The organism is Thalassospira sp. MBR-102 (assembly GCF_040549275.1).
Taxonomy (GTDB): Bacteria; Pseudomonadota; Alphaproteobacteria; order Rhodospirillales; family Thalassospiraceae; genus Thalassospira; species Thalassospira xiamenensis.
The window spans coordinates 125,807-149,825 of record NZ_JBEPTC010000013.1 but is presented as its reverse complement, the minus strand read 5'-3'; the positions used below and the strand labels follow the sequence as shown (position 1 = coordinate 149,825).

Here is a 24,019-nt window from a genome sequence, read left to right as displayed (position 1 = left end):
AGAACTAGCTTGATCAAATGATGCAACCAAATAGCAGTTCTAAGTTAACTTACACTGCGGGCTTTCGCGACAGATTGTTTGACAAGGACCCGTTCCCGCTGGCGATCTGGTATCCGTCGCATGCCGCCGAAGGCTCCGTGCGTCATATGGGTGTCACGTCAACCGGCGCGCGCGATGCGGATTTCGCCGATGACGGACCCTATCCGCTGGTGATGTTTTCGCACGGCTCCGAAGGGCACCGGTTCAATCAGTTCTGGCTGGCGGAATATCTTGCACGGCGCGGTTATATCGTCGCCGCCCCGCAGCATGTTGGCGACAATTACCTTGATCCGTCCGATGCGCGGCAATTGACGATCATCGAACGTCGCCCGCGCGAAATGCGCTTGGCTCTTGATCTGTTGCTGGATCATGACGGCATTGCTGCTCACATTGATACGGATCGTATTTACGCGCTCGGCCATTCGGCGGGCGGGGCGACGGTGCTGAAAATGGCGGGCTGGCAGTTTGATGCCTCTGCCTGGCAAAGCTATTGCGCGCTCAATGCCGATCAGGACCGCGTGATTTGCCAGCATGTACCGGGGGATGACATTGTCGATGAGTTGCATGATCGTTATGGCGGCCCGGTTGTTTCCGCGCGCGATGACCGGATTGCCGGCGTGATTGCCGTAACCCCGGCTTTTGGCGTTGCCGCGACCGATGCGGGCTTTGCCGATGTCACGGTGCCGATGCTGTTTATCGAGGCCGATACCGATGAAATCCTGCCCGAAACCGCCAATGCCGCGCATTTTCGCACCCTTTTGCGCGGGCGGGCGAAGTTTGTTAAGGTCAAGGGGGCCGGGCATTATTCATTTCTGCCACCCTGCACGCCCTATATCGCGGAAAATTTCGGCTATTTATGCCGGGATTTCGGGCGCGAACGTGTTGATATTCACCGCACTGTTGAACAGGTGGTGCTGAAGTTCCTAAGTGACATCAAATCAGGTGATTTTCAGGGTCGCTAATTACAGCGAAGCTGTTTATTTTACGCTGCTTGCAATAGGGCTTAGGAAACGTCACCCTGTTGGTTTGACAACTATATAAAAAACGCCACACAAAACTGAAAATCGAGATCGGTATGAGCACGACCTCCAAGACCCCGCTTCTGGACACGATTAAAATCCCGGCTGACTTGCGTAGCCTTCAGCCCGCGCAGATGAAGCAGGTCGCAGATGAATTGCGCGCAGAGGTGATTGATGCCGTGTCCGTCACCGGCGGGCATCTGGGGGCCGGGCTTGGCGTGGTCGAGTTGACCGTGGCGATCCATTACCTGTTTGATACCCCTGATGACCGGCTGATCTGGGATGTCGGGCATCAATGCTATCCGCATAAAATTCTGACCGGGCGGCGTGATCGTATCCGCACGCTTCGTCAGGGCGGCGGGCTTTCGGGCTTTACCAAACGGTCGGAGTCCGAATATGACCCGTTCGGTGCCGGGCACAGCTCGACCTCGATCTCGGCCGGGCTTGGCATGGCGGTTGCCAACCAGCTTTCCGATGATAAACGCAAAAACGTCATTGCCGTGATCGGCGATGGCTCCATGAGTGCCGGCATGGCCTACGAGGCGATGAACAATGCCGCCGCCGCCGATCAGCGCATGATCGTGATCTTGAATGATAACGACATGTCGATTGCCCCGCCGGTGGGCTCCATGTCGGGCTATCTGTCACGCCTGATTTCGGGCAAGGGCTATCAGGGCCTTCGCAATGCGGCCAAGGGCCTGACCAAACACCTGCCGCGCCAGATCGAAGAAGCCGCCCGCAAGATCGAAGAATATACCCGCGGCATGGTGACCGGCGGGACCCTGTTTGAAGAAATGGGTTTCTTTTATGTCGGGCCGATTGACGGTCATAATCTGGATCACCTTCTGCCGGTGCTTAAAAACGTCCGCGATGCGGATGTCGATGGCCCGATCCTTGTTCATGTCGTGACCCAGAAGGGCAAGGGCTATGGCCCGGCCGAAAATGCCGCCGACAAATATCATGGCGTCGCCAAATTCGATGTCGTCACCGGCAAGCAGGCCAAGGCCACACCCAATGCACCATCCTACACCAAGGTTTACGGCGAAACGCTGACCAAGCTTGCCGAAACCGATGACAAGATCACTGCGATCACGGCCGCCATGCCATCGGGCACCGGGGTTAATATCTTTGCCAAACGGTTCCCCGATCGTGCCTTTGACGTCGGCATCGCCGAACAGCATGCCGTGACCTTTGCCGCCGGGATGGCGTGCGAGGGATACAAACCTTTTTGCACGCTCTATTCGACCTTCCTGCAACGCGCCTATGATCAGGTGGTGCATGATGTCGTGATCCAGAACCTGCCGGTCCGTTTCGCGATGGACCGTGCCGGGCTTGTCGGGGCGGATGGCGCGACCCATGCCGGGGCCTATGACATTGCCTATCTTGGCTGTTTGCCCAATATCGTTCTGATGGCGGCGGCGGACGAGGCCGAACTGGTCCATATGACCACAACCGCATGGGCGATTGATGACCGGCCCAGTGCCTTCCGCTATCCGAGGGGCGAGGGTGTCGGCGTTGAAATGCCGGCCGAGGGCAAGGTTCTTGAAATCGGCAAGGGCCGCATCCTGCGCGAAGGCGGCAAGATCGCCATCCTGTCCTATGGCACCCGTCTGGCAGAGGCGATGCTGGCCGCCGAAGACCTTGCCGCACGCGGCCTTCCGGCAACGGTTGCCGATGCCCGCTTTGCCAAGCCGCTTGATCATGCCCTGATCGCCGATCTGGCCCGCAACCACGAAGTCCTGATCACGATTGAAGAAGGCTCCATCGGCGGCTTTGGCGCAATGGTGTTGCAGCATATGGCAGGGCAGGGATTGCTCGATCACGGGCTCAAAGTCCGCACCATGGCCTTGCCCGACGCCCTGATCGATCACGACAAGCCTGATATTCAATATGCCAAGGCGGGATTGGATGCGCAAAGCATCGTCAAAACCGCCCTTGGCGCGCTGGGTCTTTCCGAGGCCAAAGTGCGCGCCTGATCGGTCAGGCAAGACCGGTTAACGTAAAAACGCCGCCCTGAAAAAGGCGGCGTTTTCTTTGGTCCATCATCTGCCGGGATCAGAAATCCGCCGTCAGAGACAGCTTTGCCGTCAACGGTGCCCCCATCGTCAGGTAACCGCCATTGGCCGACGCCCAGTAATCGCTATCCGTGACGTTTTCGATATTGGCACGGATGGTGACGGGATATTCGTGTACCTCGGTCGTGTACCGCGCGCCAAGGTCAAGGCGTGTCCATGACGGGATCGAAAGGGTATTGGTCGCATTGACATATTGCGATGCCGTGTGAACCGCACGCGCATTGACCGTCGCACCTTTAAGGAACGGCAGGTCATATTCGATGCCAAGCTTGGCAACATAATCGGGAATGCCAATCGGCGTGTTGCCGTCATTGGTGCCGTTCTGGGTATCGGTTAGTTCCGCATCATAAACCGTGATACCGCCCAGAATGCGGGTGCCGGTCACAGGCTCGCCAAAGACCTGGAATTCAACGCCGCGGTTCTGCTGCTCGCCGTCTGCGGCAAAGGTGTTGCTGGCATTTTTATAAGAAAACGGCTTGGAAATCTGAAACAGGGCGACACTACCGCCAAAGCTGCCGAAATCCGCCTTTGCCCCGATTTCATATTGCTCGGACGTGTAAGGGGCCAACTGCTCGCTCGGGTTGGTAAGGGTGGCGTCACTTGCCGCACTGGCGGCTGTTTCGCCGGGCGACAGGGATTCCATATAGTTGGCATAAACCGACACCTGATCGGTCACATTGCCGACGATACCGACCATCGGCGTATATTCGTCCGCGTCATAGTTGCTTGATTGTGCACCGCTGGTCAGATCGAACTGCTTGGTATTGACCGACTGACGGCGAATGCCACCCGTGACGCTGACGCGGTCATCAAGGAAGCTGACGGTATCGGCCAGAAAATAGCTGGTCAGTTCGTTGATATTACGAAGCCCCGGATCACTCAGATTGCCTGATGGCGCTGCCAGCGCCGGATAGCCTGTGGGTGTCGGCCCGTAAATATTGCCGGTAAACGCCGACGCACCGGGCGAAAACGCCCATGCCTGATGGCTTTTGTTCTGAAGATAGGAAACCCCGGCATTCAGTTCATGCTTTACCACGCCGGTTTCAAATTTAACGCGCGCACCGGTCAGCGCACTATTGGTCGTATCTTCGCGAATGATGGTCGAACCGCCATAGGTCATGGTGCCATCGGTACCGGTAATGCGCGGGGTCGAATAAATCCCGGATTCTTCCATGTGGCGGGTGCCTGCGGCGGCATAGGCCATAAGATAGTCGTTCACATCATGCTCGATCCGTCCCTGGACAAAGCTGTCCTCAAGGTCGGCCCATGTCCCATCCGCATTATAGTTATGGCTTGCATCCGGCGCATCGGGGATGTTCGTAAGCGTGCCGAGCAGATTTACCGATGTCCGCCCATGATCAATATTCTTTTCATTATGCCCGGCATCGACCGTGATGCGGGTATCATCGCCGCGATAATCGAATGACAGGGACCCGATCTGGCTGTTGCGGTCTTCGTCATCGATGGCGGTTTCACCGTCGCCATATTTCAGATTGGCACGAATGCCGAACTGGTTATCTTTGCCAAAACGCCGTCCGAAATCGACATGACCGCCGGTCTGGCTGTTCATTTCATAGAATGTCGTGACACTGGTGATTGGATCATCTGTCGCGCGTTTGGGGATAAGGTTAATCCCGCCGCCAATGCCGCTGCCGCCCGGTGACATGCCGTTGATGAATGCCGATGCGCCTTTGACAACTTCGACCCGCTCATACATCGACATGTCGATCAACTGGCGCGGTGCCGTGCCATAAAGGCCATCCAGCATCACATCATCACCGTCAAGAACGAAGCCGCGGATCATGAAGCGGTCACCCGATCCGCCATAGCTATAGGATGTCAGAACGCCCGGATCGTTATCAACCACATCGGCAAGTGTATCGGCCTGCTGGTTTTTGATCACTTCGCTGGTATAGCTGGTGATGCTGACCGGGATATCCAGATTGTCCTTGTTGCCCAATATGCCGGCCCGGCCACCCGTCGCGACCTGACCACCGGCATAGACCGGCGGGGTGGGATCGCCTGCCGGTGATGTGGCGTTGTCCTCTACCCGGATCGGAGCCAGCTTGATGGCATCGTCGGTTTCGATCTGTGTGCTGTTTGTGCTGCTCTCCGTCGCGTCCTGCGCATGGGCGGGAAGGGCAGCAACAGCAGACATGCTGACAGACGCCAGCAATAGGGTACTGAATGTATGACGTTTGAAAATCGGTGTGATCGGCATGAAAAAACCCCAAGGTCGAATTTCCCCGCCCCCGGCGGGATCGATATGGGGTGCTGAGTATCACTATTGATAATCAATCTCAATATAAATGATTATTATTATCAATATCGATGTAATTGTTCAGTTATTCAATCGCGGGGTGGATTGGCGCTGTTTGGCAAGCCGGGCATGGCCCGCTTAATCGGCATAAATCATTTTATGCGTCATGCCGCCATCAATGCGGATGGTTTCGCCGGTCATGAAGCCTGATTGTTCATGATCAAGCAGGAAGGCGACCATTTTGGCGATATCATCCGGCGTACCGATGCGCCCCGCCGGGTGTTGCTGCCGGTCGATATCCCGATGTTGCGGTTCTTCGTGGGCGGATGATTTCTGCCAGTCGCCAACCTCGATCCAGCCCGGCGCAATGCCATTGACCCGCACCGCCCCCGAAAGGCTGACCGCCATGGCATGGGTCAAGGCAACCATGCCGCCCTTTGATGCGGCATAGGCTTCGGTATTGGCTTCGGACTGAAACGCACGGGTCGATGCGATATTGACAATCGCCCCACGGGTTTTGCGCAAATGCTGTGTCGCATGTTTAGCCGCCAGAAACGCCCCACCCAGATTGACATTGATCACCCGTTGCCAGCTTTCCCAATCCAGATGTTCGAACGATCCCGAATGCGGGTCGGCAATCCCGGCATTGTTAACCAGTCCGTCAATACGCCCGAACCGGTCGACGGTCTGCTGAACCGCAATGGCAACATCGCGTTCATCGGAAACATCGCCTTTGAAAAACAGGGCACGTTCGCGCTGTTCTTCGGAAAGGGCGGTGATGGCTTCATCCCCGGCATCCGCATCCAGATCAAACAGCATGACCTTCCATCCCGTCGACAGAAAATGCTGCGTAATCCCCAGCCCCAAACCCTGCGCAGCACCAGTGACGAAGGCGACCTTGGGATCAGGGAAGTTGTTCATGTGCTGCTTTGCCCGTATCAAGATGGAAGGAATTGGTGAATTTTATCAACGCATTGAAAATGGACCTGTTCCGGCCCGATGCAACGCATCAGCCAAAATTTAATCGTTTGCATGATCCGTTGGTGTTGAGTGTCGATCACGGAGCCTCTTCACACGACCCTTTTGCCGCGGTCAAAACCATCTGCCGGGATGCGCCGCCATCCTTCGATTTTGCTGAACACGTTTTCTGCCGTGTGGTGCCGCGCCCAAACCTCCCTAGACCTGCCCAAGCCAGTCTCGACCCGTCGTCGTCATGCCCTAGCTCACCGGGCAGGGGGAAGGGGGGCGTTTGGGCGGACATCGATCATCCCGCACTGCGATCCTGCTGTCGCTCATCCGGTCGTCGCGCATCTGGCTTTCCCTCAGCAGGATGGCAAACTGTCCGCCTTGACGATCCTCCCATGCGGTACCTGACCCGGACTTCTGCACGCCCTTGCTGCGTTCGATACATCGGGGAATATCCCTCGTTTTGTGAACACGGAAAACCAGACCGCAGAATGACCTCTGGCAGTTGTACCAACCGACCCATCACCCGCTGCCATTTGCCAGACATTCCCAAACGCTGCCAAATGCCACCAGACGCAGCCCGAACGCTGCCAGATCGCAATCTCGCCGCCGCCTTGTCAACAAGGCGCACCTCTCCCGTCATGACTCATCATCAGCCACCGCTTGCCAGATGCTACCCGGCGCAGCCCAGCCGCTGCCGATCACAATTTTACCGGTTGCCTTGCCAACAAGGCGCACTTCTCCCGTCTTGACCTTTGGGTGACCTTGGGGTGGGTTAGGACACGGGCGCAAAACCCTTTTCCACCCGCCGGTCATCATCGGGCGATGTTGCCACCGGATCGGTCTGTCTTTGTGCTGCTGCATCATCATCACTTTCATCTGGCCCCAAACGCAAAAACCCGCAAAGCGAATCACGCTTTGCGGGTTTTGGTCCGGGCGCTTTTGTCCCGTTGACTTTTCTTTTCTACCACAACAAAAAGAACAAATCAAGAACTTTATTTAGGTAGCTCAAAAAAAACACCGGCCAGAATTTCCGACCGGTGAGAGAGTTTGGCTGTCTGCAAGACAGCAGGGAGACACGGGAAAACGAAACAGAGTACGCAGTTACCCGTTGGCGGATTTGCCGGACGGGGTTGCAAAGGTATCGGCATAATCCTTGCGCAACTGGGCCTTCTGGATTTTGCCCATCGTGTTGCGCGGCAATTCGTCAAGCATCCAGATGCGTTTGGGCACCTTGAATTTTGCAAGCTTGTCCTGGGTGCGTTTGATGATCGCGTCTGCATCGGGCTTGGTGCCCCTGGCCGGGACGATCACCCCGGCAACCGCCTCGCCAAAATCGGGATGCGGCAGGCCAAAGATCGCGACTTCCTCGACCTCGTCATATTCGGCAATGATTTCCTCGACTTCCTTGGGATAGACGTTGAAGCCGCCCGAAATGATCAAATCCTTGTCGCGCCCGACAATGGTGACATAACCGTCTTCGCCGATGGTCGCCAGATCGCCGGTGATAAAGAATCCGTCCTTGCGAAACTCGGATGCGGTTTTTTCCGGCATCTGCCAGTAACCCTTGAAAACGTTGGGCCCGCGAACTTCAAGCACGCCGATTTCACCGACCGGCAAAACATTGCCATCCTTGTCACAAACCCGCGCCTCGATCCCCGGAAGGGTCGGGCCGACCGCCCCCGGACGACGTTCCCCGTCAAGCGGGTTTGACGTGTTCATGCAGGTTTCGGTCATGCCATAACGTTCAAGGATCTTGTGCCCGGTCCGTTCAAAGAACGCATCATGGGTTTCCGCCAGAAGCGGCGCGGACCCCGACACAAACAGGCGCATATTCGCGACCAGATCCTTGTCAAACTTCGGATGCGCCAGAAGCCTTGTATAGAAGGTCGGAACCCCCATCAGAACAGTGGCATTGGGCAGGCGTTCCACCACGTCATCGGCATCGAATTTCGGAAGCAGGATCACCTTGCCGCCATTGACCAGCATGATATTGATCGCAACAAACAGGCCATGCGTATGGAACAGCGGCAGGGCATGCAAAAGCGTATCACCCGGCTTGAAGCCCCATGCCTTATGTAGGGTCAGCGCGTTGGAGCCGAGGTTTCCATGCGTCAGCATCGCCCCCTTGGACCGGCCCGTTGTGCCCGACGTATACAGAATGGCGGCAATGTCATCCTTGGTCACATCGGCGACGTCGCCATGCGGTTTGGCCTTGGCGGCAAGGTCATTGAGGCTGCCATCGCCCTTGTCGCCAAGCGACAGGACCGCACCGACATTGTTCTGCGCGCCAAGGGTTTTTGCGGCATCAATATGGGCCGGGCGGCAGACAAAAACGCGCGGTGCGGCATCGCCAAGGAAATAGGCGATTTCATCACCGGTATAGGCCGTGTTCAGCGGCAGGTGAATGGCGCCAAGCTGCAGGCAGGCCAGATAAAGCGCGATCACATCGGATGATTTGTCGATCTGGGCGGCAACACGGTCACCCTTGACCACGCCATGATCGGCAAGAACCGTGGCATAACGCGCGGTGCGATCCAGCAACCAGGCAAAGCTGCGCTCGGTGCCATCACGTTCGATCAGGAAGGTACGCGCGCGATCCGCCGGGAAACGTTTGGTAAATTCGTTGAAAAGATTATCCGACATGGTTCTGTCCTAGTTTCCCGTAAGCTGCATGACCGATTTCGAAACGGCGATTTTGCCGTCATTCATCAGCGCTTCGTGGTTTCGTTCAATATCATCAAGGTGATAGGCGTAATTGACCATCATCCCGCCAGCCTGACGCAAGCCTTTGGACGACGTATCGCCCAGCCAGTTGAGGCGTTCAAGCTGTGCCCCATTGCCAAGATGGAAGCGCGCGGTGGGATCAAGCGGCGATTTGCCGCGCTTGCAGGTCGCAAGATAGCGCGCACACAGCATCATCGCCGGTTTTTTCAGTTCGGCGGTTTTTTCCGCATCCTCGATCCAGCTGTCGTCTTCCATCGCCGCAAGGACGGTGGCGGCGATATCGGCGTCGTCAGACTTGCTTTTCTGGCGGGTGCGCAGCCATCCCATGAAGCCCGGAATAGGCGACAGGGTGGCGAATTGTCTGAGTTTCGGGAACTCGCGTTTAAGCTCCTCGACCACCTGTTTGATCAGGAAATTGCCAAACGAAATGCCCTTAAGGCCCGATTGGCAGTTGCTGATTGAATAGAAAATCGCGGTATTGGCCTTTTGCGGGGCCGTTTCATCGATTTCCGGTGCCAGAAGCGCCTGAACACTGTCAGCAAGGCCATGCACAAGGGCAACTTCGACGAAAATCAGCGGATCATCGGGGATCGCTGGATGGAAAAAGGCAAAGCACTTGCGATCCGTTGCCAGACGACGGCGCAGATCATCCCAGCCCTGGATTTCATGAACCGCTTCGTAGCGGATCAGTTTTTCAAGGATGGAGGCCGACGTATCCCAATCGATATGACGCAGTTCAAGGAAGCCCCGGTTAAACCAGCTTGTCAGCAGATGCCCCATATCGGCATCAAGCGGTTCAAGATGGCGGTTTTCCTTGATCAGGCCCAGAAGCGTTTCACGCATGTCGACAATCGCACGCGTACCGCCCGGTGCCATGTTGATCCGGCGCAGAAGCTCCTGCCGGGCGGGTTCCGACGCATGGGTCAGAACCGCCAGATTGGCTTCGGACGGATCCTTGGCAAAGGCTTCGGCGGCCTTTCTGACTTCGGTGCGGTTGGCGCTGAAATCGTTCTGCATCATTTCAAAAAAGCGCAGATGATCTTCTTCGGGCAGGGTTTCCCAAAGGCGCACCACTTCGCGCGCAACGGCGGTGCCGCGGGCTTCGCCCTTTTGCGACACAAGGTCCTTGCACATTGCCTTTAGCTGGGCGAACGGATCCTGCGGTGTCGAAAGCGGCAGGTCGAGAAGCTCCCGGCCGCGATCGGCAATACTGGAAATCCAGCTTCTGACGGAAATTCCGGACATTTTAACTTCCTCCTATGACCGTTTCGGGAAGCCATGTGGCAATTTGCGGGAAGAAGCACAGGATCACGATGGCAACCACCATGCACAGGACATAGGGCATCGCACCTTTCAGGATGGTTTGCAGGCGGATGTCAGGTGCAATCCCGTTGATGACATAAAGGTTCAGGCCAACCGGTGGCGTGATCAGGCCGATTTCCATGTTGATCGTCAGGATTACCGCAAACCAGTAGGGATCAAAACCGGCATTGACGATCACCGGCAAAATGATCGGGGCCGACATCAGGATCACGGCAACCGGCGGCAGGAAGAAACCGCTGATCAACAGGAACACGTTGATGAATCCCATCAGAACCCAGCGGTTGACGTCAAGGGCGGAAATCCACTGTGCGATGGATTGGGTGATGAACAGCGACGACAGCATGTAACTGAACAGACCGGCAGCCCCGATGATCAGAAGGATCATCACCGATTCACGGGTCGTGTCGCGCATGATGTTCCAAAGCTTGCCCGGCTGCCACATGCGATAGATGATCATCGCGACAATCAGGCAGAACAGCGCGCCAACACCCGCCGTTTCGGATGGCGTTGCCACCCCGCCATACAGCGCGAACAGAACCGCACAGATAATGACGATGAACGGCAGAACACGTGGAAGGATTTCAAACTTTTCCTTCCAGCTATAGGTCACCGATGCCAGTGCAACCGATGCATTGCCCTGACGCCAGGTCGAATAAAGCGACCAGGCCATGAATAGCGCGGTCAGCATCAGACCCGGCAGAAGACCGGCAAGGAACAGACGCCCGATCGATGTGTCGGTCGAAATGCCGTAAACAATCATGGTGACGCTGGGCGGGATCAGAATGCCAAGTGTACCACCGGCCGCGATTGACCCGGCGGCAACCGAACTCGGGAAACCGCGTTCACGCATGGCGGGAATGCCCATCTTGCCAATCGCGGCACAGGTCGCCGGTGACGATCCCGACAGGGCGGAAAAGATCGCGCATGCCCCTAGGTTGGAAATGACCAATCCCCCCGGCACACGCGTTAACCAGCGATCCAGCACGGAATACAGATCACCACCCGCACGGGATGATGCGACAACCGCCCCCATCAGGATGAACATCGGGATGGCGAGAACTTCGAAACTTTCGAGTTTGGAAAACAGGATTTCAGGCAGCAGCGGCAGCGCGCTTGCGCCATCGAAAATCCAGATAAACCCGACACCGACCATCAAAAGACCGATACCGACTGGAATACCGGAAAACAGGATCAGGGTGGTGACAATGCCAACGAGCGCGGCAAGAGAAAGCGGATCCATTGCACCGGCTCCTTAAAACGGGTTGTCTTCGATATGGAAGGCTTTCGACCGGTTGGTCAGAAGGCACATCAGATCGGCGAGGAATTGCAGGAACAGCAGGCCAAAACCGACCGGCAGCATCAGATAGGGCTTCCACAATGCAGGGGCCCAGATCGACGGTGATTTCCACCCACCCTGATAGGCTTCGATCACCAGTTCGATGCCGTAAAAGGCAAACATCGCACTGATGGCAAGGCCGCACAGCAGGGTCGCAACCGCAAGCAGTTTGCGCGCCCCGCGTTTCAGATACATCGGCAGAAGATCGACATTCACATGCCCGCGCAGCAGCTGCACATAAGGCAGACCGATCAGGGTGCCGCCGATCATCAGGTAAATCACGGCTTCTGTCTGCCAGACGGTCGAGGAATTCAGGATATAGCGGATGAAGACCAACTGGCAGATCAGCAGCATGGCAATGAAGAACATCGATGCCGCGACAACACCACAGGTCTTTGACAGGAAGTGAACGACATTGACTGCGTGATCAAGCGGGCCACGCGGTTTCATCGGATCAGGGCGCGTCCCTGTGCCGGTGCTGCCGGTTTTTTCAGGCAGCGGTTCGACATCGGGTGGCGGCGGGAAACTGTTATGGTTCGACCGCGCGCGCGGTGCGCCATCGCCTTCGTCAGGCAGGTCGACCGGAAGGGAATTGGGAAAAACTGCGTTCGCCACGCTGGGACTCCTGAAGATCAAGCTCGTCGCAAAAAAGCGGAAAAGAAGTGGCGCCGGCATGCATCCGGCGCCACGAGACCATTATTCTACGGCAAGAGCCATATCGAGCAGTTCCTGACCGCCCGGGGTTTCTTCAACAAACTTCGCATAGGACGTCTGTTTGGCAAGTTCCTGCCATGCCTTGAAGTCGGCGTCGGTCAGATCGGCGATTTCAACACCGGCATCCTTGAAAACCTTGACGCTGTTGGCATCTTCGTTACGGGCTTCTTCGGAATAGAACGCCTCGGCCTTTTTGGCCGCTGCGGCAAGGGCATCTTTCTGGGCGTCGTTCAGACCGTCATAGGTTTTCTTCGACATCAGAACCGGCTGATACATGAACCACAGCGCGTTGGCACCCGCCGGGGTGTAGCATTTGACCTGTTCATAAATGCGGTATGAAACGAAGCTGGCGGAACTGGTGTTGGTGGCATCCAGAACGCCGGTCTGCATGGCCGGATAGATTTCCGAGCTCGGCATTGCGGCGATGGATGCACCGGCACCCTGAAGCATCTGTTCGAACGATTTGCCAGCGGCACGGATCTGCAGGCCTTTGACGTCATCCGGAACCCGGATGCAGCCCTTGGTCGAGGCAAAGCCACCGGCCAGCCAGCCCTTGGCAATGGTAACAACCCCGTTTTCATTCAGGAGTTCTTCCATTTTTGCCATGAAAGGCGAGTTGTTCAGGCGTTCGGCGTGGTCATGGTTTTTAACCAGTGCCGGCATCAGCGTCAGGTTGGTTGCCGGAATACGGCCACCGGCATAGGCCAGCGGATAGACGATCATGTCAAGCTGACCGCGTTCCATCGGCGTCCACTGTTCGTTCGCCTTGAACAGCGAGCCGGACGGGAAAATCTGGATTTCGAGATCGACATTGGCCGCTTTGACTTCGTCGGCAATGATCTGGGCGACCTTGTGGCGGACATCGCCGGTCGACCACTGGTGCGACAGCTTGAGCGTTTCCGCATCAGCGTTCGAGGACATGCCAAAAGCAGCGATGGACAGGGTAATAGCGGCGACGGACGCCGTAAGAGTACGTTTGAAAATCTTCATCTTTTCCTCCCGGATGAAGCATGCGTTTCTGGATGCATTTGTGACGTGTTGACACGTCTTTTTATTGGTGCGGATTTCGCAATATCAAAAAGCGTTACAGATTTCTGGCATCCTGTCTATGGATTTTTGTATACCAGAAATGTGTATTGCAGTGCCACAGATGTGCGTTCAAGGATTGCGGCCATTTTAGCCGTTTTTTGCCAGATAACTTTTGCGATGCAGCAGAGTTTCGATGCAAAGCAGCACGTAAAAGGCTTTGCGCGGTACCATTTTCTATGTTCTGGTATACCACGATTGCAGCGCAAGGATGAGGCTTCTCATGTCACGGAACGGCAAGCTCGCCACCGATCTGGTTCAGAAACTTGAACGCGATATTGTCACCGGTGTTCTTAAACCCGGCGACAAGCTGGACGAGCGCAGCCTGTCGGAACGGTTTGGTGTTTCACGCACCCCGGTCCGCGAAGCGTTACAAACGCTGGCGGGATCGGGGCTGGTGGCGACCATGCCTCGGCGCGGCACCATCGTTGCCTCGATCACCGTGGCCGATCTGATTGAAATGTTCGAAGTCATGGCGGAGCTTGAGGCAATGTGTGCCCGGCTTGCCGCGCGCCGGATGGCGCGCACCGACATTGAAAAGCTGATCGCACTTGGCAATGAATGCGGCACGCTTCAGGAACATGCAGACGCCGATGCCTATTACGAGGCCAACGTCAATTTCCACGAAGTGATTTACGCCGGATGCCGCAACAGTTTCCTTGAACGTCAGACCAAGAATGTGCGCAACCGCCTCGCACCCTATCGCCGTTTGCAGTTGCACCGGCCGGGGCGGGTGAAAAAATCCAATGCCGAACATTCCGAAATCCTTGATGCGATTTCGAACGGCGATGCCGAACGGGCGGGCCGACTGATGCATCAGCATGTCGCGGTTCAGGGCGAGGCGTTAAACGATCTTCTGGCCATTGTGCCGCGTGGTTACCTTGAGCCGCTGGCAAGCTAGATTTCTTCGGAACTTTGCGCTAAAACCCGCGCATGGCAAAGAAACGTTTGGATCAGTTGCTTGTTGAACGCGGATTGGTGGAAACCCGGTCCAAGGCACAGGCTTTCATCATGGCAGGCAATGTCTTTAGCGGCGAGCAACGGCTCGATAAGCCGGGGCTGCAATGCAAGGAAGACATTTCGCTGACCCTGCGCGGGCAACCCCATCCGTGGGTATCGCGCGGCGGGCTCAAGCTTGAAAAGGGTCTGGCCGAGTTTGGCGTCGATGTCACCGGTTTTACCGGCATTGATGTCGGATCCTCGACCGGCGGTTTTACCGATGTGCTTTTGCAAAACGGTGCGGCCAAGGTCTTTGCGGTTGATGTCGGGCAGGGGCAGCTTGACTGGAAACTGCGCAATGACGACCGGGTTGTCGTGATGGAAAAGACCAATGCGCGTCACATCACGTCCGAACAAATTCCCGACCCCATTGATATCGTCGTCTGCGATGCCAGCTTTATCGGCCTTCGTACCGTGCTTCCGGCAAGCCTTGATCTGGTCAAACCGGGCGGTTGGCTGATTGCATTGATCAAGCCGCAATTTGAAGTCGGCAAGGAACGCGTCGGGAAAAAAGGTGTGGTCCGTGAACCGGAACTGCATCAGGAAGTCTGCGACACCATTTCCGACTGGCTGGCAAATCTGCCGGGCTGGCAGGTGCTTGGCATCGCGACAAGCCCGATCACCGGGCCCGAAGGCAATGTCGAATTTCTGATCGGCGGGCGGAAATCGGCGTAATCATTACCGATTCCCGCCAATAGTGATGGGCTTATTTACCGATCACTTTCATGAAATGATCAATCCCGGCCTGGGCGCAGTCCTGATCCTGCGGCGGAGTGCCTGAACTGACGCCGATTCCGCCGACAACATCGCCATCAACCGATACCGGCAATCCACCGGCGACAATCGAAAGACGACCGCCGACTTCGGAATCGATACCGAATGCTGGCATGCCCGGCTGGGCTGCAGCGGCATATTCATGGGTCGCCTTGCGCGCACCCGCGGCGGTGAATGCCTTATCCTGGGCAATCGTGGTGCTGGTGACCTTGCCGCCATCCATGCGTTCAAAGGCAATCAAAACACCGGATTCATCGGTGATGGCAATGCACATCGGAACGCCGATTTCAGTTGCACGGTTGCGTGCACCTTCGATCAGGATTTTGGCATCATCGATCGACAGGCGTTTGATGGTCAGCATCGGGCTTCTCCGGCAGGTTTATCGTTAAAATCACGCATTATGCCGGGGCATCTTATTGTTTGCCGTCTTCTTCGATCAACCCGATAAAACGTCTTTTCACATGGTGGAAGCATGCGCAATCACGGGGTCGGTTTAGACCCGCTCGCTGGTGGTGCTTCGGGCTGGCGCAAGGGCGGCAATTGCGCCAAGTGCCAGTTCCCGAACCGCCGGATTGGCCTGTTCGCGGACCAGAAGGGCGATATCGACCCTGGGCAAGTCGGGCAATGATGGATCATCGATAATCTGCATTCCGGCATATTCCGCGGTGCATCTGGGCATTGCGCCGATGGCGTGGCCGCCGTCAACTGCGGTGATGATCATTGAATTGGAGTCGCTGCTGTGGCTGATCCGAAACGCGATATCCTGGCGCGACAGGGCATCGGTCACGTAATGGCGAATGACGCAGCCATCGTGGAACAGCGACAGCCGTAACGGCCGTGCCTGATGATCAAAACCGGCATCGGCCACCCAGACCAAGGGTTCGGATGTGACATGCAGGCTGGGCGTGTCGGGATCGGCGGTCAGGATGGCCAGATCCAGATCGCCATTGGCAACCCGTTTACCAAGATTTCGGCTGATATCGGCGTGGCAGCTGATTTCCGTGTCCGGCAGGCGGATCGCCGCAATCCGCAAGATTTCCGGCAGGTAAATCGCGGCATAATCATCCGGAAGGCCGATGCGCAAAATCGAGGGGGCAGCATCCAGAAGATCGGCCAGCATCTTGTCATTCAGGCCGATGATCCCTTCGGCATAGGATTTGACGACAAGGCCGGTCGTGGTCGGGGTAATGGCATTGCGATCACGCGTGATCAGCGGCGCACCAACGGTATCTTCAAGCTTTTTGATCTGCTGGCTGATGGCAGGTTGCGTGCGCAAAAGGCGCTCAGCCGTGCGTGTGAAACTTTGGGTATCCAGCACGGTCAGAAACGTTCTGAGCAGATCAATATCGACATTGAGAAGAGCCATAAGCGCAATTTATCCCGACGATAAGGCGAAGCAATTTCACATCGATATAGCACCGCTGCAAGATAAGCGCTATCAGCCAAGGCGCATTTTGCACAACCTGCACATCGCCCCCGTTCCGAAAGACCAGACCATGCCCCATGTCTTGCCCGACATCCTGCGCAATACCGGAAACGCATCTGCTATTCCCTCCGCCACCACGGAAATTGCACCGGGAACCGAGAGGGTCACGCCGATGGTCCAGTCATCACTCTGGGCCATTTTAACCCTCGTAGTTGCGGCAATCCTTATGGGGCTGGGGCCGATTTTTGTGCGGTTCAGCGGTGTGTCACCCGATGCCTCGGCTTTCTGGCGTGTTGCGCTTGCTGCTCCTTTGCTGGGCGCGACCGTCTTCTTTATGCCGGCAGGATCATCAAAACCAGCGGTCGGAAATGGTGTTTCCGTGCGCAAGCGTGATACGGGTTTGATGATCCTTGCCGGTCTTTTATTTGCCGCCGATCTGGTCGCCTGTCATATGGCGATCGAAATGACGACGGTCGGTAATGCGATTTTGCTTAACAACCTTGCACCGGTGATTATCGGGTTTCTTGGTCTGTTTGGCATCGCGCGCAAACCCGGCGTGATGTTCTGGTGCGGGGTGCCGTTTGCGATTATCGGCGGTTATTTCCTGTTTCGGGCCAGTGAAACCGGCGCAGGATCGATGCAGGGTGATGCCTTTGCCGTTCTGGCGGCCTTTTTCTATGCCGGATATCTGATTGTCATCAGCCGGTTGCGCCGCAATCACAGTGCTGCATCAATCATGTTTTGGAGCACCCTGACCACCATGATTGCCTTGGGCGTGATGATGGTGATCAAAGGCAATTTCGTCCTGCCGCCGCATATGACAGGCTGGCTGGCGCTGATCGGTCTTGCGATGCTGGTGCATGTTTTGGGGCAGGGGATGGTGTCGGTCGGGCTGAAGCGCGTGGATGAGGCGACCGGATCAATGATCCTGCTGTTGCAGCCCTTTGTCGCCTCGATCCTTGGGGCTGTCATCCTGGGCGAGCTGCTCAATCAGTGGCACATCATGGGCAGTGCGGCGGTGGTTGTGGCCCTTCTGATCGCGACGCGTCGCCGCCGTACGCTCTGAGGACTATCTGGCAATCATGAACCAAAGGGTGCCAACCGGCATCAGGGTTGCTGCAATGCCGAGCATCGTCCAAAGCCTTACACATTTATCATAGGCATCTGGCATGATGGTTTCACCCGCCGCCACCGTCTTGGCGGCAATCCGCGACATATATAGTTGCAAGGGCAAAAGCCCGACCAGCCAAAGGGTTGCCGCCATGGCAAACAGACTGATGCCAATCGTCAGATGCGGGCTATCGGAAAGCGAAATGCCCCCGGCATGAAAAAGACCAACCCCACCAATCACGACCAGAGCCGCGCCAAAGGCGGTAAAGGCCAGATCGGTGACATTCACCAACCGGCAGGCAAAGGCGATGATCACCGGGTTTCTGGTGCGGTCGGCCAGGCTTTTCCATACCGCCGTAACGATGATATTGCCCAGAAACAGTACGGCACCCAGAAGGTGAATGAATTTAACGGTGGTATATTCCATCGCGGACAGCCTTCGAATTTTGGGATATCGGAATCGGGAATTTCAGATCAGGTATTGTCCTGTGCGGTCAGGTCCTCGGCAAGCAGGCCCAGAACAAAATCGTCCAGTTCCTGATCGGCAGGCGGGACAATCATGCCGTCAATCACCAGCATGGCGATACCGTGTGCGCGGCTCCATGCGGCCAGCGCGCGGTTATAGGCGGTGGCCGCCTCGTTCAGGGTCATGTCGGCACGGCGATCAACCGATGTAACGGCGCGCTGCAACACATCAAACGCATTATCGGCTGCTTCGCGAAGTTCGGGATATTGATCCAATGGCGGGCGTTCCCGGCCAAAAATCAGGCGAAAATGTTGCGGGAAATCGACCGCGAAATGCACATAGGCCGCACCAAGCGCCATGATGCGCTCTTCGTGTTTTTTGATATTTGCAGCGACATTTTCAAGCCGTTCGGCAAAGCGCTCAAACGCATCAATCGCTACTGCCGCCAAAATGCCATCCTTACCGTCAAAATGGCGATAGGGCGCTGCTTCCGAAACACCAGTAAGCCGCGCCAGACGTCGCAACGACAGGCCACTTGGGCCTTCTTCGGTCAGGATGTTTTCAGCTTGCTGTAGAAGGACATTACGGACGTCGCCGTGGTGGTATTTCCCCATAAACTCGTATCTCGATTTTCTTATGTTAACTTTGTTAACTTTAACAATCGATAGGCCATGACACAAGCAAAAAAGGACCGTCAATGTGACGGTCCAGTTTGGCGCTGTCGGGGATTGTGGAATCGTCGAGCCGGGCTTAAAGCACCGGTAAAATCCTGAACGCTAGGTTGCCGGAGGCGGCGATGATGTGGATTCATCATCTTCATTCTGGGCCCCAGATATTGAGGATGCGTCATCGTTAACGGTTGCCGTTGAAGTTGTGGCAGGGTCCTGGCTGTTATCGTCGGCTTTGCTGTCATCGGTTGCAGCGTCATTTTTGGGCGCAGTTATCGCTGTGGCTGCGGCTTCTGTTCCGTTTTCGGTTGGCGCTGGCGCATTACTGCCCGTTGGAGACTCTGCCGCCGTGGTATCGGCAAGTGTGCCAGTGGTGGCGTCGGGCTTAGAAGATGCCGTTGTGTCATCTGTTGGTATCGAACCTGCTGCAGATGAGACGGACGTGCTTCCTGCGTCCGCACCGGTTTGACCGGCAGGCTGTGTGGCCGAACTGTTGGTGCCGCTATCCGTTACCGTATTGGTGCTGTCGCCTGTTGCAGAAGGTGCAGGGGCTTTTGGGCGGGCATCGGCTGCGGTTGGTGTCGCATTGCCAGTATCGGTCGTGCTCGACGGCATGTCTGGCGTGGTTGCAGCGGATTGTTGGTTGCTGGTGCCTGTATCTGATGCCAATGGCGCAGAAGACGCCGTTTCGGCAGGTTTGTCCTCGGGCGTCGGGGCAAGCGTTGCCGAGGGTGAGGGTGGGTTTGATGATGTCTTATCGTGATCCGGGCGGATCAGGAAGCGATTGGACAGAATATCGCGTCCGACCAGAAGCGGCTGGGTGATGCCCGCCATTTCAAGCAGGCCAAGCTCGACATCACAGACGACGTCGCGCAGGACCAGTTTCGTTCTGATTACAGGCGCACGCACCGGTGTGCTGTTGGCGTTGGTGGTAACCTGTCGGAAGGCGGTCACCGGCATCGCCAATCGCCAGGTGATCTGGCGTTGAGTGATTTTGGCGGTTGGATCAGGGGCACTGTCGACCGTGAGCGAGAAGGAAACGCTGCCCACGCTTTCGTCTTTTTCGTCATCAGAGGAACCGGCGTTGCTATCGCCGTCGCCTTCGGGTTGCTCGATGGTCAGATCGCTGACGAAAAGGCAGCTTTGCGGCGCCGCGCCAAGGATCATGGCGGGCAGGGCCGCAATGCCCCAATCGGGCAGATCGACCGGCTCATCAGGATAAAGAACTGTTCTATTGCCCAAGCCAGCATCCCGACCGGCTGCCTTGGAGGCCGGGGCCGGTTTGTTCGCGGATGCAAGCAGAATCAGGGCTTTGTACAATGTCGGGTTCATACACCGATGACGGTGCAACAGGCTGCTTGTGACAGACTATTTGTGCGATTTCACGCAGGAATTAGTTGTTGATTACTTGTTGCTGTTCCAGCCATCACACTGGCCGCGATGGCGCAACAGATGATCAGCCAGAACGATGGCTGCCATGGCCTCGCCAACCGGAACGGCACGAATGCCAACACACGGATCATGGCGGCCCTTGGTGACGACATCGACATCCTTGCCGTAAATATCAACACTTTTGCGCGGTGTCAGGATCGAGCTGGTCGGTTTGACGGCAAAGCGCAAAACAACATCCTGCCCGGATGAAATCCCGCCCAGAATGCCGCCTGCATGGTTGGAGCCAAAGACCGGCTTGCCATCTTCGCCCATGCGCATTTCATCGGCATTTTCGATGCCGGTCAGTTCGGCGGCCTCAAACCCGTTGCCAATTTCAACACCCTTGACTGCGTTGATTGTCATCATCGCTTTGGCCAGATCAGCATCAAGTTTGTCATAGACCGGGTCACCCAGCCCGACCGGAACGCCCGAACAGACAACTTCTATTACTGCACCGACCGATGATCCGTCCTTGCGCAGACCATCAAGATATTCCTCGAACACCGGAACAGCGGCTGCATCGGGGCAGAAGAACGGATTGTTATCAACCTCGTCCCAGTTCCAGTTGTCGCGATTGATTTCCTTGGTGCCCATCTTGATCAGGGCCCCACGGATTTTGATATCATCGCCAAGGACTTTGCGCGCAATCGCCCCGGCGGCAACCCGCATCGCGGTTTCGCGCGCCGATGATCGTCCGCCACCGCGGTAATCACGGATACCGTATTTTTCCCAATAGGTGTAATCGGCATGGCCCGGGCGGAACTGGTTTTTAATCTCGCCGTAATCCTTGGAGCGCTGATCAACGTTTTTGATCAGAAGGCCAATCGGGGTGCCGGTGGTTTTGCCGTCGAAAACGCCGGACAGGATTTTGACCTGATCGGGTTCGCGGCGCTGGGTGGTAAAGCGTGACTGGCCCGGTTTGCGTTTTTCAAGAAACTGCTGGATGTCTTCTTCGGTCAGGTCAAGAAGCGGCGGCACACCGTCAACGACGCAGCCAATCGCCGGGCCGTGGCTTTCGCCAAAGGTGGTGAAGCGAAACAGGGAGCCAAAACTGTTGCCAGCCATTTCCGATATCCAGAATTCAGGTGTTTGAAGACAATACGGGCTGCCAGTAAGGCAGCCCGCAAGATCATATCATGTTCGGATCAGGATTTCTGAACATTGATATCCGGTGCGTCTGCCTGCTTCATGCCGACGGTATGATATCCGCAATCGACATGATGGGTTTCGCCGGTAACACCGGTCGAAAGGTCCGACAGGAAGTAAAGGCCCGATCCGCCAACATCATCAAGGGTGACGTTGCGGCGCATCGGCGAATTATATTCATTCCATTTCAGGATATAGCGGAAATCGCCAATCCCTGACGCGGCAAGGGTCTTCATCGGACCGGCCGATATGGCGTTGACACGAATACGATCTGGGCCAAGGTCATTGGCAAGGTATTTCACGCTGGCCTCCAGTGCTGCCTTGGCAACGCCCATGACGTTGTAATGCGGCATCACCTTTTCCGCCCCGTAATAGGACAGGGTCAGAAGCGAACCACCATCGGTCATCAGCTTTTCCGCGCGCTGTGCAATCGCGGTAAAGGAGTAGACCGAAATGTTCATCGACATCGCAAAGTTTTCCGGCGAGGTATCGACATAGCGCCCGCGCAGTTCGTTTTTGTCAGAAAAACCGATGGCATGCACGACGAAGTCCAGCTTGCCCCATTTTTCTTTCAATGTTTCAAAGACGGCGTCCATACTGGCCGCGTCGGTCACGTCGCAGGGCAGAACGGTGTCGCTGCCAACAGACTCCGCCAATGGGCGGACGCGCTTTTCAAGGGCTTCACCCTGATAGGTAAAAGCAACCTCGGCGCCAGCGGCGGCCACGGTACGCGCAATCCCCCAGGCAATCGATTTATCGTTCGCGACGCCCATGATCAGGCCACGCTTGCCAGCCATCAGGCCAGAAATGTTTTCGGCGGAAAAGCTCATTTTCCCTCTCGTTCCCACGATCTCTCTCTGGTGCGGGGCAGCGCGGAACAAAGCTGTGGCCCACACAGGAGGCATTTGACATTGGGCGCATCCTACACAAAGCGAAGCCAAGGTCAATCTGGCCTGTTTTATCTTGTGCGGTCACGTTATCCTGTTGATCAGTTACACTATAACCAGAAATCGTGCAGGGATAAGTGTTTAATGGTTCCAATCGGCCAATTACTTAAGGACCGCACTGGATTTTGGCGCTACGCCATTATGCGATTTGTGCATGACAAATCCGTCGAACGCGCAGCGGGGCTTTCTTATACAACCCTTCTTGCCATGGTTCCGTTCCTTGCTGTTGCGCTTACGGTATTGTCGGCCTTCCCGGTTTTTGAACAGTGGAAGGACCAGATCATGGGTGTGGTCCTGAACAATTTTCTGCCCGAAACTGGCGAACAGGTGACAGGTTACCTCAGCAATTTCCTTCAGAATACCGGCCAGATGACAGCGGTGGGCACGATTGTGCTGGCCTTGACCGCGGTCATGCTGCTTGCTGCGATCGAAGGTGCGATGAACGATGTGTTTCGCGTTACCACTCCGCGCAAACTTTTGGCGAAACTCGTCGTTTTCTGGACCTTGCTGACGGTCGGGCCGATGTTGCTGGGGCTGAGCCTTTCGGTGGCATCCTATATTTTTGCCATGCGCTATATGGTCGGGGCCGACGGGCTGGGTCAACATATCGGGCAATTGACGTTTTTGGCCCCTTTCCTGCTATCCTCGATTGCCTTCTCGCTTTTGTTTATTGGCATGCCGAACCGTTCTGTCGTGATCATTGACGGTATTTTGGGCGGCTTGGTGGCGGCTGGATTGTTCGAGGCGCTTAAAAAAGGGTTCGGGTATTACGTTATTAATTTCCCGACTTACCAGACGATCTATGGCGCCGTGGCGATTGTACCGATCTTCCTGTTATGGATGTATCTGACCTGGATTGTTGTGCTGCTGGGCGCACAGGTTGCTGCCGCCCGATCCGAATGGCGTGCGGCACGTGCCGCTGGGCTGATCCCCGATCCGCGGGGTGCCGTGCCCGGCCATATGGAACGCATTATCGCGGTGTTACGCGTTCTGGAATATTTGCAACATGGTTTCCGCGAAGCAACCAAACCGCCGACCTATCGCCGCATGTTGCGCGAAACCAAGCTGGGCGGGCGGGATCTTAACTGGGCCTTGGCGGCCCTTCGGCGTGAAAAGCTGATTGAACGGTCCGAAAGCCACCGCTGGCTTTTATCAGGCGATCTGTCGCGGATCACGCTGGTGGATCTGATGTCCAGGCTGGGGCTGTTTCTGGATTATGACCGGTTGCTTCTGGTTAATGCCGATGGCGGTTGGCCAGGAGCCATGCGCGAACGTCTGGTGGAACTGGAAAAAACGCGAAAATCCGTTCTGGATGTTGAAATTGCTGCCCTGCTTGATTTGCCAAAACCCGATGATACAGCCCCCAAGCAGGTTGAAACCAAGCCCGAAGACGAAAAGAAAGACGAAATCGGCCCAAAAGACATGACCGAAATCGTCGATTGAAACTTTCCGAAGGCATCAAAATACAAGGCCGGGTTTGTGTTCCCCGGCCTTGTTTCGTTTGGGA

General features: G+C 56.2%; 20 protein-coding genes. 6 read left to right on the top strand and 14 right to left on the bottom strand.

The genetic code is table 11. From position 1 onward, the window contains the following. The first annotated feature begins 74 nt into the window (after positions 1 to 74). Together ABIE64_RS19270 and dxs are read left to right on the top strand one after the other, a co-directional pair. Positions 75 to 1,001 (top strand): alpha/beta hydrolase family protein, encoded by a 927-nt coding sequence (locus tag ABIE64_RS19270; protein ID WP_354378284.1) that lies wholly within the window; start codon positions 75 to 77, stop codon positions 999 to 1,001. A 113-nt stretch (positions 1,002 to 1,114) separates the two neighbouring features. Next, positions 1,115 to 3,034, top strand: a complete 1,920-nt coding sequence (dxs, locus tag ABIE64_RS19265) for a 1-deoxy-D-xylulose-5-phosphate synthase (RefSeq protein WP_354378283.1) — start codon at positions 1,115 to 1,117, stop codon at positions 3,032 to 3,034. A 79-nt stretch (positions 3,035 to 3,113) separates the two neighbouring features. On the opposite strand, the gene ABIE64_RS19260 is transcribed toward dxs, so the two are convergent. The 7 genes from ABIE64_RS19260 to dctP all read right to left on the bottom strand — a co-directional run bounded on the left by ABIE64_RS19260 (position 3,114) and on the right by dctP (position 13,449). Beyond that, positions 3,114 to 5,354, bottom strand: coding sequence for a TonB-dependent receptor (locus tag ABIE64_RS19260; RefSeq protein ID WP_354378282.1), 2,241 nt, complete (start codon positions 5,352 to 5,354; stop codon positions 3,114 to 3,116). 177 nt (positions 5,355 to 5,531) lie between these two features. Beyond that, positions 5,532 to 6,314, bottom strand: coding sequence for a glucose 1-dehydrogenase (locus tag ABIE64_RS19255; RefSeq protein ID WP_354378281.1), 783 nt, complete (start codon positions 6,312 to 6,314; stop codon positions 5,532 to 5,534). A 1,149-nt stretch (positions 6,315 to 7,463) separates the two neighbouring features. Next, a complete protein-coding gene (locus tag ABIE64_RS19250) occupies positions 7,464 to 9,005 on the bottom strand; it encodes a malonate--CoA ligase (RefSeq protein ID WP_354378280.1) in 1,542 nt (513 codons plus the stop codon). A gap of 9 nt (positions 9,006 to 9,014) precedes the next feature. Then, a complete protein-coding gene (locus ABIE64_RS19245) occupies positions 9,015 to 10,331 on the bottom strand; it encodes a malonyl-CoA decarboxylase (protein WP_354378279.1) in 1,317 nt (438 codons plus the stop codon). A gap of 1 nt (position 10,332) precedes the next feature. After that, positions 10,333 to 11,649 (bottom strand): TRAP transporter large permease, encoded by a 1,317-nt coding sequence (locus tag ABIE64_RS19240; protein WP_354378278.1) that lies wholly within the window; start codon positions 11,647 to 11,649, stop codon positions 10,333 to 10,335. Positions 11,650 to 11,661: 12 nt separating this feature from the next. Next, the gene (locus ABIE64_RS19235; RefSeq protein ID WP_037990007.1) at positions 11,662 to 12,360 is read right to left on the bottom strand and encodes a TRAP transporter small permease; all 699 of its coding nucleotides are present in this window, start codon (positions 12,358 to 12,360) and stop codon (positions 11,662 to 11,664) included. A gap of 81 nt (positions 12,361 to 12,441) precedes the next feature. Then, positions 12,442 to 13,449 (bottom strand): TRAP transporter substrate-binding protein DctP, encoded by a 1,008-nt coding sequence (dctP, locus tag ABIE64_RS19230; RefSeq protein WP_037990004.1) that lies wholly within the window; start codon positions 13,447 to 13,449, stop codon positions 12,442 to 12,444. Between the two features lie 319 nt (positions 13,450 to 13,768). On the opposite strand from dctP, the gene ABIE64_RS19225 reads away from it, so the two are divergent. Together ABIE64_RS19225 and ABIE64_RS19220 are read left to right on the top strand one after the other, a co-directional pair. After that, on the top strand, positions 13,769 to 14,446 hold the full coding sequence (locus ABIE64_RS19225; RefSeq protein ID WP_007090882.1) for a GntR family transcriptional regulator: 678 nt from the start codon (positions 13,769 to 13,771) through the stop codon (positions 14,444 to 14,446). A 32-nt stretch (positions 14,447 to 14,478) separates the two neighbouring features. After that, positions 14,479 to 15,219: a TlyA family RNA methyltransferase gene (locus tag ABIE64_RS19220; protein ID WP_007090883.1), complete on the top strand. Its 741-nt coding sequence runs from the start codon at positions 14,479 to 14,481 to the stop codon at positions 15,217 to 15,219. A gap of 31 nt (positions 15,220 to 15,250) precedes the next feature. On the opposite strand, the gene ABIE64_RS19215 is transcribed toward ABIE64_RS19220, so the two are convergent. Together ABIE64_RS19215 and ABIE64_RS19210 are read right to left on the bottom strand one after the other, a co-directional pair. Further along, complete coding sequence (locus ABIE64_RS19215) at positions 15,251 to 15,679, bottom strand: GlcG/HbpS family heme-binding protein (protein ID WP_354378277.1); 429 nt, start codon at positions 15,677 to 15,679, stop codon at positions 15,251 to 15,253. Positions 15,680 to 15,811: 132 nt separating this feature from the next. Further along, positions 15,812 to 16,684 (bottom strand): LysR family transcriptional regulator, encoded by an 873-nt coding sequence (locus tag ABIE64_RS19210; protein WP_354378276.1) that lies wholly within the window; start codon positions 16,682 to 16,684, stop codon positions 15,812 to 15,814. A 130-nt stretch (positions 16,685 to 16,814) separates the two neighbouring features. Between ABIE64_RS19210 and ABIE64_RS19205 the strand changes: the two genes are divergently transcribed. Further along, positions 16,815 to 17,810 (top strand): DMT family transporter, encoded by a 996-nt coding sequence (locus ABIE64_RS19205; protein ID WP_065701933.1) that lies wholly within the window; start codon positions 16,815 to 16,817, stop codon positions 17,808 to 17,810. Between the two features lie 3 nt (positions 17,811 to 17,813). On the opposite strand, the gene ABIE64_RS19200 is transcribed toward ABIE64_RS19205, so the two are convergent. The 5 genes from ABIE64_RS19200 to fabI form a co-directional block, all read right to left on the bottom strand. Next, positions 17,814 to 18,281: a DUF2269 family protein gene (locus ABIE64_RS19200; protein ID WP_063095447.1), complete on the bottom strand. Its 468-nt coding sequence runs from the start codon at positions 18,279 to 18,281 to the stop codon at positions 17,814 to 17,816. Positions 18,282 to 18,328: 47 nt separating this feature from the next. Further along, positions 18,329 to 18,934: a TetR/AcrR family transcriptional regulator gene (locus ABIE64_RS19195; RefSeq protein ID WP_354378275.1), complete on the bottom strand. Its 606-nt coding sequence runs from the start codon at positions 18,932 to 18,934 to the stop codon at positions 18,329 to 18,331. Between the two features lie 162 nt (positions 18,935 to 19,096). Further along, the gene (locus tag ABIE64_RS19190) at positions 19,097 to 20,230 is read right to left on the bottom strand and encodes a hypothetical protein (protein WP_139190009.1); all 1,134 of its coding nucleotides are present in this window, start codon (positions 20,228 to 20,230) and stop codon (positions 19,097 to 19,099) included. A gap of 162 nt (positions 20,231 to 20,392) precedes the next feature. Continuing rightward, positions 20,393 to 21,484 carry a chorismate synthase gene (aroC, locus tag ABIE64_RS19185; RefSeq protein ID WP_354378274.1) on the bottom strand — a complete coding sequence of 364 codons (1,092 nt, stop codon included), beginning with the start codon at positions 21,482 to 21,484 and terminating at the stop codon, positions 20,393 to 20,395. A gap of 80 nt (positions 21,485 to 21,564) precedes the next feature. Further along, positions 21,565 to 22,395: an enoyl-ACP reductase FabI gene (gene fabI, locus ABIE64_RS19180; protein WP_007090890.1), complete on the bottom strand. Its 831-nt coding sequence runs from the start codon at positions 22,393 to 22,395 to the stop codon at positions 21,565 to 21,567. 201 nt (positions 22,396 to 22,596) lie between these two features. On the opposite strand from fabI, the gene ABIE64_RS19175 reads away from it, so the two are divergent. Next, entirely contained in the window at positions 22,597 to 23,955 is a 1,359-nt protein-coding gene (locus ABIE64_RS19175) for a YihY family inner membrane protein (RefSeq protein WP_354378273.1), read from the top strand. The last annotated feature ends 64 nt before the right edge of the window (positions 23,956 to 24,019 follow it).